At 48.0% G+C, this 15,515-nt stretch carries 18 protein-coding genes; 7 read left to right on the forward strand and 11 right to left on the reverse strand.

The window, feature by feature from the left end; translation table 11 throughout:
* Window positions 1-30 precede the first annotated feature (30 nt).
* Entirely contained in the window at window positions 31-528 is a 498-nt protein-coding gene (locus tag BBI11_RS12580; protein WP_068463952.1) for a hypothetical protein, read from the forward strand.
* A 61-nt stretch (window positions 529-589) separates the two neighbouring features.
* On the opposite strand, the gene BBI11_RS12585 is transcribed toward BBI11_RS12580, so the two are convergent.
* From BBI11_RS12585 to BBI11_RS16395, 3 genes are all read right to left on the reverse strand, one after another.
* Window positions 590-928: a hypothetical protein gene (locus BBI11_RS12585; protein ID WP_068463955.1), complete on the reverse strand. Its 339-nt coding sequence runs from the start codon at window positions 926-928 to the stop codon at window positions 590-592.
* 21 nt (window positions 929-949) lie between these two features.
* The gene (locus BBI11_RS12590) at window positions 950-1,438 is read right to left on the reverse strand and encodes a DUF4306 domain-containing protein (RefSeq protein WP_068463958.1); all 489 of its coding nucleotides are present in this window, start codon (window positions 1,436-1,438) and stop codon (window positions 950-952) included.
* Window positions 1,439-1,586: 148 nt separating this feature from the next.
* Window positions 1,587-1,736: a hypothetical protein gene (locus tag BBI11_RS16395; RefSeq protein WP_156889073.1), complete on the reverse strand. Its 150-nt coding sequence runs from the start codon at window positions 1,734-1,736 to the stop codon at window positions 1,587-1,589.
* 215 nt (window positions 1,737-1,951) lie between these two features.
* On the opposite strand from BBI11_RS16395, the gene BBI11_RS12595 reads away from it, so the two are divergent.
* From BBI11_RS12595 to BBI11_RS12605, 3 genes are read left to right on the forward strand one after another with little or no spacing between them, the layout of a single operon-like run.
* Window positions 1,952-2,377, forward strand: coding sequence for a DMT family transporter (locus BBI11_RS12595; protein ID WP_068463961.1), 426 nt, complete (start codon window positions 1,952-1,954; stop codon window positions 2,375-2,377).
* 12 nt (window positions 2,378-2,389) lie between these two features.
* Complete coding sequence (locus tag BBI11_RS12600; protein ID WP_068463964.1) at window positions 2,390-3,052, forward strand: Crp/Fnr family transcriptional regulator; 663 nt, start codon at window positions 2,390-2,392, stop codon at window positions 3,050-3,052.
* 12 nt (window positions 3,053-3,064) lie between these two features.
* Window positions 3,065-3,547: a DMT family transporter gene (locus BBI11_RS12605; RefSeq protein ID WP_068463966.1), complete on the forward strand. Its 483-nt coding sequence runs from the start codon at window positions 3,065-3,067 to the stop codon at window positions 3,545-3,547.
* 400 nt (window positions 3,548-3,947) lie between these two features.
* Here BBI11_RS12605 and BBI11_RS12610 read toward each other — a convergent pair whose 3' ends face one another.
* The 4 genes from BBI11_RS12610 to BBI11_RS12625 form a co-directional block, all read right to left on the reverse strand.
* A complete protein-coding gene (locus BBI11_RS12610; RefSeq protein WP_068463969.1) occupies window positions 3,948-4,631 on the reverse strand; it encodes a DUF4956 domain-containing protein in 684 nt (227 codons plus the stop codon).
* A 37-nt stretch (window positions 4,632-4,668) separates the two neighbouring features.
* On the reverse strand, window positions 4,669-5,367 hold the full coding sequence (locus tag BBI11_RS12615) for a polyphosphate polymerase domain-containing protein (RefSeq protein WP_068463973.1): 699 nt from the start codon (window positions 5,365-5,367) through the stop codon (window positions 4,669-4,671).
* Window positions 5,368-5,480: 113 nt separating this feature from the next.
* Entirely contained in the window at window positions 5,481-6,767 is a 1,287-nt protein-coding gene (locus tag BBI11_RS12620; protein WP_068463975.1) for a sensor histidine kinase, read from the reverse strand.
* Window positions 6,760-7,446 carry a response regulator transcription factor gene (locus tag BBI11_RS12625; protein ID WP_068463979.1) on the reverse strand — a complete coding sequence of 229 codons (687 nt, stop codon included), beginning with the start codon at window positions 7,444-7,446 and terminating at the stop codon, window positions 6,760-6,762. The genes BBI11_RS12620 and BBI11_RS12625 overlap by 8 nt, the downstream gene beginning before the upstream one ends.
* Before the next feature lie 160 nt (window positions 7,447-7,606).
* Between BBI11_RS12625 and BBI11_RS12630 the strand changes: the two genes are divergently transcribed.
* Window positions 7,607-9,664, forward strand: coding sequence for a carbohydrate-binding domain-containing protein (locus BBI11_RS12630; protein WP_068463982.1), 2,058 nt, complete (start codon window positions 7,607-7,609; stop codon window positions 9,662-9,664).
* A gap of 575 nt (window positions 9,665-10,239) precedes the next feature.
* The gene (locus BBI11_RS12640) at window positions 10,240-11,088 is read left to right on the forward strand and encodes an STAS domain-containing protein (RefSeq protein ID WP_068463988.1); all 849 of its coding nucleotides are present in this window, start codon (window positions 10,240-10,242) and stop codon (window positions 11,086-11,088) included.
* 64 nt (window positions 11,089-11,152) lie between these two features.
* On the opposite strand, the gene BBI11_RS12645 is transcribed toward BBI11_RS12640, so the two are convergent.
* Window positions 11,153-11,605 carry an SRPBCC family protein gene (locus BBI11_RS12645; RefSeq protein ID WP_068463990.1) on the reverse strand — a complete coding sequence of 151 codons (453 nt, stop codon included), beginning with the start codon at window positions 11,603-11,605 and terminating at the stop codon, window positions 11,153-11,155.
* A gap of 141 nt (window positions 11,606-11,746) precedes the next feature.
* Here BBI11_RS12645 and BBI11_RS12650 point away from each other — a divergent pair, with 141 nt between their 5' ends.
* Entirely contained in the window at window positions 11,747-12,499 is a 753-nt protein-coding gene (locus BBI11_RS12650) for a class I SAM-dependent methyltransferase (protein ID WP_068463992.1), read from the forward strand.
* 50 nt (window positions 12,500-12,549) lie between these two features.
* Here BBI11_RS12650 and BBI11_RS12655 read toward each other — a convergent pair whose 3' ends face one another.
* The 3 genes from BBI11_RS12655 to BBI11_RS12665 form a co-directional block, all read right to left on the reverse strand.
* On the reverse strand, window positions 12,550-13,098 hold the full coding sequence (locus tag BBI11_RS12655) for a GNAT family N-acetyltransferase (protein ID WP_068463995.1): 549 nt from the start codon (window positions 13,096-13,098) through the stop codon (window positions 12,550-12,552).
* Window positions 13,099-13,135: 37 nt separating this feature from the next.
* The gene (locus tag BBI11_RS12660) at window positions 13,136-14,494 is read right to left on the reverse strand and encodes an MATE family efflux transporter (RefSeq protein WP_068463998.1); all 1,359 of its coding nucleotides are present in this window, start codon (window positions 14,492-14,494) and stop codon (window positions 13,136-13,138) included.
* A 100-nt stretch (window positions 14,495-14,594) separates the two neighbouring features.
* Complete coding sequence (locus BBI11_RS12665; RefSeq protein WP_068464002.1) at window positions 14,595-15,149, reverse strand: TetR/AcrR family transcriptional regulator; 555 nt, start codon at window positions 15,147-15,149, stop codon at window positions 14,595-14,597.
* Window positions 15,150-15,515: the final 366 nt, after the last annotated feature.

Genomic DNA, 15,515 nt, shown 5'->3' on the forward strand with positions numbered 1-15,515 from the left:
CAAACGACTCAATCAAGAAAGGAGAATTAGATGTCATTTCTAAAATGGACGGCGTTTCAAGTGGCCGCTTTTGCAGGTTTGGTCGCACTGGCAATTCTCGCTGAATATTATTCGCTTAGCATTGGGCACGTACTTGCTTCTGGCACCACCAGCGGGATGCTTGTCGTGTTGACTTTCCTTTTGCTGAGCACCAGCATGATTCATTTGTTTTTCGTCTTCCACAGCAAAAAAAGTGAGCGCTTCTTGTCGCACCCTTTGTGGAATAAGATGAACGTATTGTCGGGGCTGTTGCTCGCCTTTTCTATTGCGGTGTTCATTGCCATTTCCGTCTTCACTTCTTTGAACGACTGGATTACGGACAATCGCTGGATTTTGTACGGAATCTTTTACTTCTTTATGTTTCTCTATAGCTTGTTCGTGTTATCCGTCGTACATAAAGTGAAGCGTGAAAGCGCAAAAGAAACAAAAATCGAAATCTCCTTTGGCGCCACTGTCGTCAGCTTATGTCTCTTGCTGTTTCTTCTTTAATGCCATCGAAAAAGCCTCCGGTCGCTCCCTTTCTAGGGCTCGATGCAGAGGCTTTTTTAGTTCAGATTGATTCTTTAGGGCCTTGTCGCTTTGGCATGACGCCAAGCTCGGCGACGAACATCATCAACAAGCAGTAGAATGCGGTCATGCTGGCGGCATTGGCCGTGCTATAAGGTTGTGGAAACGAGTAATTATAGACAATCAAATTCACAATTAGCGCCACGACAAATCCGACATATGACAACGAAAACAAATAATGTCCAACGATGAGTCGTTTATGGTTGGGCGAATCCCATGTCACCGATTTTACAACGGAAATGGATTCTTTGATTTGCTTAAAAGCTTCGCGGGCAAACAACCCGATAATTAGGACTGGAACGATATTGATCCACCATTCCATTTGAACACCTCCGAGTAAAAATTATGAATTCGTCCGTTCGGCTGCGCGACGCATCCACTTTGCATTATTGCGACACAGAATGATGAGCAGCGTTAAGATGCCAGACAGGCCGAAAAACGCGGAAAATAGGGTGAGCCCAACAGTCGGTGAATTAAGCAGCATGGCACTCATCAACAATAAGCCTACTGACATCAGCGATAGAAAAATGATATGCAGCGTTTTGCGCTCTCTCAATAGCCATCCCAATAACTGAAGGACGATGAATAGAAACGATGCCGCCATCAGGAGCGGAAACAGTGGTTCAAACTTTGCCGCATAAACGAAATGGTCGATCATCAAAATATCGCTCGCCTCGGTCACTGGCCCGTTCAACCAGGTCGAAAAGACCGCCGAATACTTCCATTCCCATGAAATATCGCGCAGTTGTCCACCCTCATACCAGCTAGCGAGTGTCGAGAAGATCAATACGAGAAATGCGCCGATCAAGTAAACGATGTGTTTGAATTTCATGCAATTCTCCTTTCGCAAGTTAAAGTCGCAATGCTCTTTTAAGCCTTACTATTCAATTCCTCTATTTCTCAATGGAAACCAGGATATTTATCGGTTCTATTTTACGTTAATCTTTTTCATGCCTACGCATCCATAGGGCAAACTAGGGTTACTTTTTAGTCCGTTTAATCGGATTGGCTCCAGCAAGATAAGAGAGGGCTTTTAGAATGGCCAGGAAACTTTTGACTACTATCTCGGGTAAATGCTTTTGTTTAAGTGCATCCATTAAAAAAACAAGCATCTTTTTATAAACCTTCACGAAGTTCCCTCTTTTTCCAAATTCATATAGTTTCTTACACTTCCAATATACTAGTAAAGAAAACTGATTTCTACATAATTTTGGAAATATCTTAAGCTTTTCATTCTCCTTACTTTTTCTTTTATTGCTTGTAAAATTCTTAGCGTAGGGACATATGTCCTTCCATCTATTTAAAATGCCCTTTATTCTTAAACTAAGAAAAGGCGGTGGACCGGATGAAAGGAATTCTTTTTGCGCTCGCTGGCGGATTTTTTCTGACTTTCCAAAGCGTGGCGAATGCGACCATTAGCGACCACATCGGCACTTGGCAGGCTGCGGCGATGACTCAGCTGACCGGATTTGTGCTGGCGATTTTCATCGTCTTGGCATTGAAAGACACATCGATCAAACAAATCAAGCAAGTTTCGCCTTTATATGCGGCGGGCGGCTTGCCCGCAGCATTTATCCTGTTCAGCAATATTACCGCTATCCATCGCATGGGCGTAACGCTGACCATTAGCGTATTTCTGATCGCGCAGCTGGTGGCGGCGATCGTCATCGATGGCAAAGGCTGGTTTCACATGGCGAAGAAAAATGTCGGGAAAACGCAAATTGCCGGTGTGGCATTGATGATTGCCGGCATTGTCGTCTTGAAATGGTAAGGAGGAACATCCATGCAGACAATTAATGATTATCTCCATCAGTATGAATTGGCGGATTTGTTCCCCCCTGCCGTCATCGTTTCTATGCATATCGAGCATCACGCGGCAGGGAGCCGGCTGTTTTCACAGGGCGATGCGGCGGAGCATTTGTACTTATTGGTTAAAGGCAAATTGAAAATTTCCATGCTGTCGCCAGAAGGCAAACGGCTGATTTTGGCTTTTAAAACGCCTTTTGATATTGTCGGCGATATCGAATACGTCCAGAAATGCCCATTCATCAATACGGTAGAAGCCGTGACCGACCTTGTCTTGCTGCGCATCCCCCATCATGCGCTGGACCATGAGATGAGCGGAAATTCTTTGTTCCAGCAGTTTTTACTCGAGACCATCACGCGCAAGTTCGTGACGAAAGCGCAGGAATTGAATTTCAATTTACTGTATGCAGTGGATGTCCGGGTGGCCAGTTATTTGCTGTCGATGACACCGGACAAGCCCAGGCTCGATTCGCCGTCGCTCGTCGACATGGCGGACTTGATCGGGACAAGTTACCGGCATTTGAACCGGGTGCTCCAAAAATTCGAGCAGGCCGGCTGGATTCAGCGCACCAATGGCAAAATCGATTTACTCGACCGCGACGCATTATTCAATCAAGCAGGTCATAATATATACGAATAGGAGGACCGTTCAATGGCTATCGGCATTTTACTGGCACTGTCAGGCGGCGTACTCGTCTGTCTGCAAAATATCTTTAACGCCAACGTCAAGCAGCATGTCAGCGTCTGGACGACAACCGCACTTGTGCTATTTCTCGGCTTTTTCGGATCCTTTGTGGCAGGGCTTGCGGTGAACGGCATGGACTTGTTCCGCTTCCAGGCCGAGCCGTGGTTTTGGTTTAGCGGCATACTCGGTGTCGGCGTCGTCGTCTGCGTCACACAAGGCGTTCAGTCAATGGGGCCGAGCCGTGCGATTTCCATCGTCATGGTCTCACAGATTTTCTTCGGGTTGATGTGGGATACCGCCGGCTGGTTCGGCCTCGAGCAAGTGCCGTTCACTTGGCAATCGCTCGCAGGCATCGTCTTGATCAGTGCGGGCATCGTATTATTCCAGCTCGGCCCCGCTCTTGAAGGCAAATCGTTCGTCCGAAAACGCAAAACCCAACACAGCCTCTAACACATGAATTGACGAAAAAAAGCTCTATCCAGCCATTATGGTCGGATAGAGTTTTTAAGTATTCAAGAAGTGTGCAATTTGCTATGAACAAAGCAGATTCACTTTATATTATTAAAATACAATGTTTTAGCTGAGTATTTGGAGAAGCGTTCGCTCGACTCCGGTGGATCAGCGAGACGACCGAGACCCCGGAAGAAATGAATGAGTGAAGCTTAGCTGAACACATTCATTTGCGACGCATCTGCTACGCAGATGTGGGAGCACAAGGGTTTCGAAGCGGCTGAGGAGGCTTGGGCGCGAGCCCACGGAAAGCGAGCGATAAGCTTCGGAAAATACAGTTTTCCAAGTTTCACAACAATCAAAAACGTTATCCAGCCGCCATGACCGGATAACGCTTTTTTTATGCAGTAAAGTTGCCGTCGTAGCTGAGCATGATGGCGGACTGGACGCCAGCGAGCTCTGAAATGCGGGTAATGAAGCCCATATCGGTATCTTTCACACGCACTTCATAAGTCACTTCGTAATCTCTGCCGCCTTGAACGGATTTAGATTTGATCAAGTGTTTGCGGACACTTGCCGATACCATCTGTTCAAGAGACTTTTCAATGGCGTTGTCTTCGTATTTCACAATGAGCAAATACGGATTTTCGATTTTGATTTTATTCACAAAGACGATTAATACAAGTCCGATCAACAGCGAGCCCAGAATGGCCAATAAGACAAAGCCGGCGCCGCACAGGATTCCGGAGATGATGGTCCAGAACAAGTACACCAAATCCATCGGGTCTTTAATCGGTGTCCGGAAGCGAACGATCGATAGCGCACCGACCATCCCGAGCGATAACAGCACATTTGTGGAAATCCCCATGATGATCAAAGCTGTCGCCATGGACATAATGATCAGGGAAATATTGAAGCTATGCGAATAAATGACGCCAGAGAAGGTTTTCTTATAGATGGTGTAGATGAATAGCCCGATGATAAATGCGACCACCAGCCCGATAAGTGAATCGATGAGCGAGAAGCTGCTTGTGTTTTCCAAAAAACTCGAATTAAAAATGTCGTTAAACGTTATGCTTTCCATTTGTTATTCCTCCAATAAGTTAATGCCGTGCTGGGGCTTACCCATACATCCGGCTGATTTGGTATTTCGAGTACGCTCCCGCCCGCAGATCGCTGACTTGCAGCAATTGGCGGATAACCCCGGGCAAAAATTCATCGTATTTGACTTCCAGCAACACCACGCCGGGTTCCGTATCGACCATGGTGATGTTCGGATTCAATACATCATTATTGCGCAAGCTCGTGCGGATCTTGCTGTCGAACGTGACGCGGACATTTCCGTATTTATAAATGAACACTTCTCTTTCGTAATCGACGACCGTCAGCGGTTTGAGCTGAAGCATGACCATCTGCCAATACAGATCCTGCATCAACGGCCGGCTGTCCGTTTCCATCCAGTCTATGTCTCCTGAGCGGATGCGCTCGTATTCCTGTGCATCAATCGGGCATTTCTGTTTATAGGTTAAATTATTGCGCTTGCTTTTTTTCTCCAGGTTCATAAAGCTCGTGTCGCCGTCATAATAGCGGACGCGGAATTTGTCGCGTTCGAAATTGCCTTCTTTTTTCTGGTTCATGACTTTATTGTCGAAGTTGTCGAAATAGACGCTGCGAATCTGGTACGTGCCGTTTGCTTTGGCATGGTCATCTACTTCCATATAATGCTTTAGCTTATTGCGTAATAAGTAGCATTCCAATTGAGTCATTTCGTGTTTGATTTCCCGGCGGCCCTGGACCCCGTTTAAACTCATCGCTTTCATCGTTTTCTCTCCTTTATGCTGTTGCCTGTGATGTGTGAAGTTCTTAATACCGAGTATGGGCCGCTTTCCTTAAACAAACCTTAAAATAAAAAAAGACCGCCAATTGGCGATCTTTATTTCGGTAATTTCACTTGGAATGTGGTGCCAGAGGGCGTATTGGCGAATGCCGTGATTGTGCCGCCGTGGCTTTCTACGATCCACTGGGCAATGGATAGGCCAAGCCCGATGCCCCCGGTTTCGCGTGACCGCGCTTTATCTTCACGGTAAAACCTATCGAAAATGTACGGCAGGTTGTCTTCTTTAATGCCTGCGCCTTCATCGCTCACTTCGATAACGGTATTGCGCTCTTCCATATAGCTTCGGATGCCGATGCGCTCTCCGGTATCGGTGTATTTGAGGGCGTTGTCTAGCAAGATCACCAATAATTGATGCAGCCGGCTGCGGTCCGCTTCCATGCTAACATCGGCCTGGAGATCAAGCCAGAATTCCTTATCTTGCGATTCCGCAATTTCCTCATAAGGCGCCAGTGCATGGCGGATGAACGGGTCCAGGTCAATGGTTTCTTTTTGCAACTGGATTTCCGAGGAATCCGCACGAGCCAGCGTCAAGAGGTCTGTCGTGAGTTTCGACAAGCGCCGGGTCTCGGATAGGCTCATCGCGATGTTCTCGAAACGGTCCATGATTTTCGCTTGCGGTGCCGTCAGCAGCAATTCCAATTTGTTTTGGATGACTGTCAAAGGCGTACGCAGTTCATGGGAGGCGTTTTCCACAAACTCGGCCTGCTTGTTCCACGACTGGACAATCGGCTTGACCATTTTCTTCGACAACACATAACTGGCCGAAATCGATAACACAATGAAGATGAGCGAGCAAATGGCCAATAGCCGGCCGAAGTTTTCGATAATGGTTTGTTCAGGATCGATATTGACTAGCAACTGGGTATAGGCGATGTCATCTGTCGGGTCATCGTCTTCAAATAGTAAAGAGCGGTAGTCAAAGGTCTCGTCGAAAGTCGTGTTGGTGATGACACCTTCACTTTCTGTGTCGAGCGTGAGATCTTCAAAGAAGTTTTCATATAGAAGCGTGCCGATTTGTTCTTCGTTGGCGATTTCGCCTTGCTCATTCCAAAAAAGGATGGTGACACGCGGGTTCGGATTCGCGCCACGGCTGGAAAAGTTAACATTTTGCGGGTCAGCCCCAGCCGGTCGAATGCGATCTTGAGGCGCCTCTTCCACAACTTTGCGCACCTGCATTAATTCCTCATCTGTCTGAGAAAACAAAGTCGTTTGCACTTGGTTAAAAATGATAATGCCAAATAGCGTAAAAATGACCGTAAATGCCAGCAGGTTCAAAAGCATGAAGCGGGTTTGCTGTTTTTTGACGATGGCGTCTCTATTCATGGCCCGCTCCCGCATCCGCAAGCATATATCCGAGGCCACGGAAGGTTTTGATATAGCCATCGTACTGGAAAGGCTTTAAGTTTTTGCGCAGGTTGCTGGCGTATACTTCGACCACCGTTGTCGAGGTATCGGATTCAAATCCCCAAATGCGGTCAAAGATCTGCTCTTTTGTCAGGATGATGTTTTGATTGGTCAATAAATACTCCAGCAGATCGAACTGCTTGCCGTTGAGCTTGACCGCTTCCCCGTCGATAGTGGCCGTTTTGGTTTTGATATTGAGTTTTAATTCCTTAAAGCTGAGGACGTGTTCCTTCAGTTCCCCGCCGGCTCTTCTGATGATCGCTTCGAGCCTTAACAATAGCTCTTCTCTATGAAACGGCTTCACTAAATAGTCATCCGCTCCTGATTTGAATCCTTCAATTTTGTCAGCAATGCCGTCTTTGGCGGTCAGCATGATGACCGGCGTGACGTTGCCTTTTGCGCGCAATTCTTTCAGTACTTCATAGCCGTTCATTTCCGGCATCATGATGTCTAAGATAATGCCGTCGAAAATATTCTGTTCGGCTAGGTACAAGCCTTCTTCCCCATTATAGGCCTGCTCGGTTTCGAATAATTCTTCTGTCGTTTGCTTGATCGTATCGGATAATTGCTTGTCGTCTTCTATAATTAACAGCTTCATTTCCCATGCCCCATCTCCCACGTGAATAATAGATTTGATTATAGAACGAAAAAAGAAAATTGCAACCGTCTTTTGATTTTAAGGTTTTATTAAGGTAGCCCTCCCATACTGAAATCAACAAGAGACAAGCTTTCCTCTTAATTCAGAAGGAGTGAAAAAAATGATCCATAAAAATATGTTCAAAATGGCCTCGGTCGCTTTATCTGCAAGCTTATTGTTTGCCTGCAGCAATACAGATCTAGAAGAAACTGCAGAGGCGAGTTCCCCAGCACAGGAAATCGTCGAGTCAGAAATCGATTCCGTGCTCACCTACACGGCAGGCGATGAATACGAAGAGATTGAGAACGCGGAGACGATTGAGCTAAGCGGCACCGAAGCGGACTACGCTTCCTCTGCAGCGGTACTCTTCGATGAAGGCACATTAACGATCAAGGCGGGCGGCACCTACGTACTGAGCGGCAGTTTGGATGGCCAAGTGGTGATCGATTCAGAAGACGATAACCCGGTCCGTCTCGTACTCGACGGCGTGAGCATCCAGTCCTCTGAAAGTTCAGCGATTTTCGTGGAAAAAGCGGAGAAAGCAATCATTTCGCTTGAAGAAGGCAGCGAAAACCGCGTCGCCGATGCAGCCAATTATTCGGACACCGATGATTCCGATGAACCGAACGCTGCTATTTTCAGTAAAAGCGATTTGACCATCAACGGCACAGGACAATTGGTTGTCGAAGGTAATTACAATAACGGCATCGCCAGCAAAGACTCCTTGAAAATCACGGGAGGCGACTTGACGATTTCTGCTGTGGATGACGCGTTAATGGGGCGCGATCTGGTAGCCGTGAAAGATGGCTCGATCACTATCGAAGCTGGCGATGACGGCATCAAGACGACCAATGATGAAGAAAACACCGGAACGATTGCCCTTGAAGGCGGTACGTATTCAATCGTTGCGGGAGGAGACGGCATCCAATCCTCTGCTGACGCTTATATTACTGGCGGCGATTACGCCATCACGTCCGGTGGCGGAAGCCCGGAAACCGTCAAAACGAATTCACCAGGCCCAACACAAGGAACGGCCACCACTGAAGAGACAGATGACACAAGTGCCAAGGGGCTGAAAACAGAAGGCGCTCTTTCTGTTACCGGCGGCAGTTTCACCGTCGATTCAGCGGATGACGCCGTCCACAGCAATGGCGATGTGGCGATCAGCGGCGGCGAGTGGAATTTATCCACAGGTGAAGACGGCATACACGCTGACCAAATGATGGTCTTGGATGACGGAACGTTCGATATCGCGAAGAGCTATGAAGCACTAGAAGCAGCTCAATTGGCTATCAACGGCGGCGAATACACCTTGTGGGCAAGCGACGATGGTATTAACGTCAGCAACGGCAGCGTGACGACCGAAACTGCTGAAACTGAGGAAGGTTCGGCGACAAGCGATGAAGCGCTGTTGACCATTACAGGCGGCTTCCTTTCTGTCGATGCCGGTGGAGACGGACTGGATGCCAATGGCTCGATCAACATGACAGGCGGCACGGTTCTGGTTAACGGGCCGGTCACGGATATGGAAGGTTCGATCGATTATGACAACACCTTCACGCAAGACGGCGGGCTATTGATTGCCGCAGGCAGCTCGGGCATGGTACAGAGCACATCCGAAGACTCCACACAATCTGCTGTCGTGATGACGTTCCCGGATATTCAGGAAGCCGGCACACTGACCCACCTTGAAGACAGTGCAGGCAATACGGTCGCGAGCTTCGCGCCGCAAAAAGATTATCAGGCGATCTACATCAGCTCCCCTGACTTGCAAGTCGGCTCAAGCTATACATTATCAGTCGGCGGGTCATCTACCGGTGAAGAAACGGAAGGCTTGTTTACAGGCGGCAGCTACGAAGGCGGTACCGAGGTCTTAAGCTTCGTCCAAGAAGAAACAGCTACTTGGCTTAACGAAGACGGCATCACAGAAGCTGCCCCTGAACATGCTGGCGGTGGCGCTGGCGGGGCTGGGGCTGCTGGCGGCGACCGTCAAGGCGGACCGCCTCAAGGCGCCAATCCGATGGAACAGCTAGATGAGGAAACTGCCCTTCAAGTTGAAGAAATCCTCGCGCAACTTGAAGCCGGCACCTTGACGGAAGAACAAGCGCAAGCCGCTATGGCGGAACTTGGCATTGAAGTGCCGATGCGCCCAGCAGAAGACACGGTCCCAGCACAATAAAATGACCAGACGCGCCCTATCGCGCAATTATATACTTTAAAAACCGGCAGCCTGTCCTAGGCTGTCGGTTTTTAGAATGTTGAAGAAGTCGATAATCCTCTATGAAGTAAATTGGCAACACCTTTTCGATATTCAAGAGTCAATGACCTCTCTAAGTATTTGGAGAAGCGTTCGCTCGTAAGCCCTTCTGCTCAATAATGCTGCGCATTACTTTCGCAAAGATAATGTCTCCCGTAGGTCGACCTTATCTTTCCTGTGGATCAGCGAGACGACCGAGACCCCGCAAGAAATGAATGAGTGAAGCTTAGCTGAACACATTCATTTGCGACGCATCTGCCACGCAGATGTGGGAGCACAAGGGTTTTGAAGCGGCTGAGGAGGCTTGGGCGCGAGCCCACGGAAAGCGAGCGATAAGCTTCGGAAAATACGGTTTCTTAACTTTTTCGATAGCCTGCCCTAGGCTGCCGATTTTCTCTATGGTCGAATCGTGCATATTTTTTTCACTTATTATATGATAAAGCGGTAAACGTATTTCAGGATAACTTACAATGCCCATTAAGCGAGGAGAAAACAGCATGTTCAAAAATAACGAGTTGCAAATTTTTTTGCGCGAAAAGTCTAAAGGGCTGACCGAACAATGGTATTCCACATTAGACAAAACCAGCGGCGGTGTCTACGCTGAAACCGAACCCCAAGCTATCGACAAACTAAAGCAGCAAAACCAGGATTTCCATCAATTGTTCTGTTCGGCATTCGGCAAAGACGAAGACGAGTGCATCGACATCTTCCGAGAATGGGTGCTCAGTGTCGCCAATGACGAAGCGCATTTATCCACGCCTTTCAATTCCGTTATCAGGGAATTTTTCCGCACGCAAAAGCAGTATTTGGAGCTCATTGAAGAGTTCGCTGTATTGCAAGAAGAAACTGTTTCCCACGCACAATTGACTGCTTGGAACCAAGCCGTTGTCGATACGACCAATACGATCATCCTCGAGTTCATCGACCAAAACACGAAAGCTGCAGAGCGCCGTTTGAATGCACAACAGGAAATGATCGTCGAGATGAGCGCACCGGTCATCTTGCTTTCCAAAGATAGCGGATTGCTTCCATTGATCGGCGAGATCAATACATACCGCGCCAAAATCGTCTTCGAAAAAGTTTTGCAGCAATGCCACGAAAAATCGATTGAGCGCCTATTCATCGACTTATCCGGCGTGCCGATCATCGATACGATGGTCGCCCACCAGATTTTCCAATTGATCGAAGGCTTGAAAATCATCGGCGTTCGTACGGCCATTGCGGGCATCAGCCCAGAGATCGCACAGACGGCTATCCAATTGGGCGTCAATTTCGGTGAAATCGATGTCTACAATAAATTAGACCAGGCTTTGCGCTATCATAAACTCGAATTTCACCAAAACTGAAAAACCTAAAAGAACATCCACTTGCACACGCGGCAGGTGGATGTTCTTTTGGGTTTATTTACGCTCAGCGATTTTCTGCGATGCGCTTCAGCTCTGCGGCGCGTGTCGACAGGAATTCCTCCATATGGCGTTCGAGAAATAATTTATCGGCGATCCTTCCGATGAACCCTAACGGCGCGCGGTAGACAAACCAATCTACCATCAAGGTGCCGCTGCCGCTTTCTGTGAATTCATGGGTATGATGGAAAGAATGAAAAGCGCCTTTGACCATTTCGTCGCTGAAACGATACGGCCGCTCCATTTCGGTGATTTTGGATGTGAGCTTTTGGCGGACACCCAGATGCGTCGCTTTCCACGTCACCCAGTCACCGAGTTCCATCATGCCGCTCGTGGTCCCGGCAATGGCGCGTTCATTCGTTTTCGAGACGGTTTCAATGTGTACTTCAATGCTCCTGGCCAAATCGAAACAGCGCTCGATCGGTGCTTCAATATACGTTTCATGGACTATCTTCGGCATGCCGTCCCCTCTTTTCCTTGCTGCTTACAGCTTATTACTTTTCAATACCCTTTGCCCGGGGCCATTATTCCTCACGGCCATCCACACAAGAAGGAATCGGCCAGCAGTTACGAGAATGATTAAAGAACAGGAGGGGTTTAAGTGAATATAGAAATTCTGAAACAAAACCGTACAAGCTGGGATACGGTCGCTGAACATTTCAACGGCGTCGATGCGCTGCCCCGCTACGGGCCATTCGCCCAGAGCGAAGAGGAACTGCGTCTTTTCGATTCTATTGACGGCAAAAACGTATTGGATATCGGCTGTGGCAGCGGCCATTCCTTGCTTTATATGAGCAAACAAGGCGCTAAAGACATTTGGGGCGTGGATTTATCCGATCGCCAAATCGAGCGTGCGCATGAGACCTTGACCGGGCTAGACGCCCAGCTCTATTGCGCCGCAATGGAAGAAGATATTGGGCTGCCGGAAGCCTATTTCGATATCGTCTACTCGATTTATGCGATCGGCTGGACGCTTGATCTCGACCGGACCTTCGAATTGATCTATTCCTATTTGCGGCCTGGCGGAACCTTCATCTTCAGTTGGGACCACCCGCTCTATGCCCATTTGAAAAACGGGGATGGGCACCTATCACTAGACAGCTCCTATCAGGACGAAGGCAGCGTCCATTACGCCAATTTCAAAGGCGAAGACGCACCGATGACGATTCCTAAGCGCAAATTCAGCACGTATTTGAATGCTCTGGTGAAAGCCGGGTTTTCCATCGAGCGAGTGGTCGAGCCGGATGTTCCGCATGACTTGAAGGATGCAGACGCGGAAGTATCAGACCGCTATTATTCGCTTTACAAAGCGCAAAAATTCCCAACGACTTTTATTATTAAAGCACGGAAATAAGGAAAGACCGTATTTGCGCCTTCGCGTAAACACGGTCTTTTCTTATAGCTCTACAATTTCGGGATTCTCCCCATCACTACAGTATCGTAATAGTTTCCATCCGCTAAGCGCTTGTCCATTTTCAGCGTGCCTTCCACTTTAAAGCCGCATTGTTTATACAGCTCTATCGCTTTTTCATTGCTTGCAAGCACTTTTAGGCTTATCTTCTTGATTCCTTGGCCATCCGCCCACTCGATCGATGACTCCAAGAGCTTGCGGCCGATACGATAACCCCAATACTGCTTGAGCACACCGACGCCGAACTCTACTTGATGTGAGGTTCGTTTTAATGGGCTGCCTTCGCATCTTGAAAATCCGACAATCTGGCCTTCTGCTTCGGCTACCAGAAATAAATTCCGGTCGCTTTGGGTATCTTCTTCGATGAGCTGCTCGAAAGCCGCTGCATCCAAATAGGCTTCCCCGCGCTCACGGTCCATATTTTCCGTCTCGCCATCAATTTGCAACCGCACTTTCTCCAGTTGGGCTGCATCATGTATCTCGGCACTTCGGATGGCATAATCCAAGCCTTTTGTGTGAAACAGCTGTTTTGCTAATTGCATCTTTATCTTCCCCTGACAGTTTTAGAGTCCCTTATTTCTACTGTGCTGACACATCTGAACTAAAGCGAATTTTCTTTTTCTGCTTCATTTGATAACAAGCGATCGTCGATAGCACAATCAATTCCGATAGAGGAATGGCCAGCCATGCGCCCGTCACGCCGAAAAATACCGGCAAGATGCTCAGTAAAATCAGCAACACGATGATTTCACGCGCTGCGGTGATCCATGTCGCCATGCGGATTTCACCAGTCGATTGATAATAAGTCATCATAACAAAATTCGTGCCCATGAACAGGTACGCAATAAAGAATAGCTGGATGCCGGAAGTTGCAAGCTCCACTACGGCATCCGGGAAATCTCCGAATACGCTGACGATACTTGCTGCAAAGAATTGCCCGAAGACAAAGAACAGTAAGCCTGCCACGAATGCCGTCCCGATTGCCAGTTGCAGCGTCTTCTTGATCTTCGCCTGATCTTTCGCCCCGCTATAATAACTGACCAGCGGCTGGATAGCTGAGCCCATGCCGAGAAATGCGAGCAGCATGACGCTGTGCACATAATTGAGGATCGCAAATGCCGCAACGCCTTCCGTTCCCGCCAGTCGCCCAAAGACATTATTATGCGAGATGGTGAACACCGACATGCCGACTTCTGCCAAGAAGCTCGGGAAGCCGATGACGAGAATCAGCAGGAGCAATTTACGGTCGGGCTTGAAACGCACAAAGCGCAATTGATTGCCCTTTTTGAAAAAATGCGTGCACAAGACCAGCATGCCAACAAATGCGGCGAGCAAAGTCGCAGCTGCCGCCCCTTTGACGCCAAAATCCAGAACGAACAAGAACAGGTAATTCAAGCCGATGTTAAATAAGGAAGTTGTGACAAGCGACACCATCGCAAGGTTCGGGCTGCCGTCATTGCGTACCATGATGCTGAGGGCATTTTCCATCGTGAAGACAAAGCCGAACAGCAGCATCAAGTACAGATAATCGGAAACGTATGGAAAGGTTTCTGCATTCGCCCCAAGCATATAAGCCAGTTCCGTTCGAAAAGGAAAGGCCACTAGCCCGATGATTAGCGTCACTGCAAAAATCGCCGCCATCGCATGTGAAAACACAATGCGTGCTTCGCCTTCCCGCTTTGCGCCCATCAGAGCTGAAAACCTCGTGGCGCCGCCGATGCCTAGCCATAGCGACATCGCGACGAATAAAGTATAGACCGGGGCTGCGATGCCGACACCGGCCAATGCGACCGGCCCCAAGCGGTTGCCGACCATGATGCCATCTGCGACAATATTGATCGCCATCAGCAGCATGCCAATGGTCGATGGCACCAAATAGCGGACGAATGCCTTGCCGACGGATTCCGTATCTAGACGATGAACGATTGCTTTTGCCATGTTGAACTACCTCCTAGCTTTCAAAACACTGAAAACCATTTTTGTTTTTTAAGTTTTATTAGTCCGAAGAAATACTGGCTTTTAGTAGCCAGCATTTTTCCTAATCGTTTTTGACGAATCCGTCCAATAATAATTCGCTCATCGTTTCGACCGCTTCCTTGATGGAGATGCTTTGCTCTGAGAAGAATTGCTGATCCAAGGAAATATTGACGACGTTCAAAATCATTTTCATCAATAAATCGATGTTTTGGCGTTTGATCAATCCGTTGTCCATGCCTTCTTCGAGCAATTGCTTCAAGTCATCCCATTGGTTCATTTCCCGGTCGACGCGCTGCCATTGTTCCGGGTAATAACGTCTCAACTGCTCCAGGACACGCAAATCGAAAAAGTCATTATGCGTCGGGATTAAGACGATGAGCTGATGGATTTTCTCCTGCAAATCGAGTGCCTCATCTTCACGGATCGCTTGCGCGCGGCTATTGTACTCGGAAAATGCCTGGTCGATGATCGTTTCCAGGATTTCCAGCTTGGATGAAAAGTTCTCATATAAGGTACGCTTGCTGATGCCGAGCCGTTTGGCCAAATCGTCCATGGTGAATTTAATCCCGTTGTTTCGGGTCTCTTCGATAAATGCTTGGATTATCCGGTTTTTCACAGCCGAACCCCCTTTATGAAAACTAATAATACTATAATCGTTTTATTAGTTCAAGCAGAGAGATTTATAGACGTAAATAAGAACCGGCTCATAAAGCCGATCCTTTTAGAATGTTGAAGGCGTCTATAATCCTCTATTGACAAAAAGAGTTTGACACTATTTCACAATGAAAAAACCAATGAATTGTCCTAGTATTTGGAGAAGCGTTCGCTCGTAAGCTCTTCTGCTCAATAATGCTGCGCATTACTTTCGCAAAGATAATGCCTCCCGTAGGTCGACCTTATCTTTCCTGTGGATCAGCGAGACGACCGAGACCCCGCAAGAAATGAATGAGTGAAGCTTAGCTGAACGCATTCATTTGCGACG

It is taken from the genome of Planococcus maritimus, from assembly GCF_001687625.2.
Classification (GTDB): domain Bacteria; phylum Bacillota; class Bacilli; order Bacillales_A; family Planococcaceae; genus Planococcus; species Planococcus maritimus.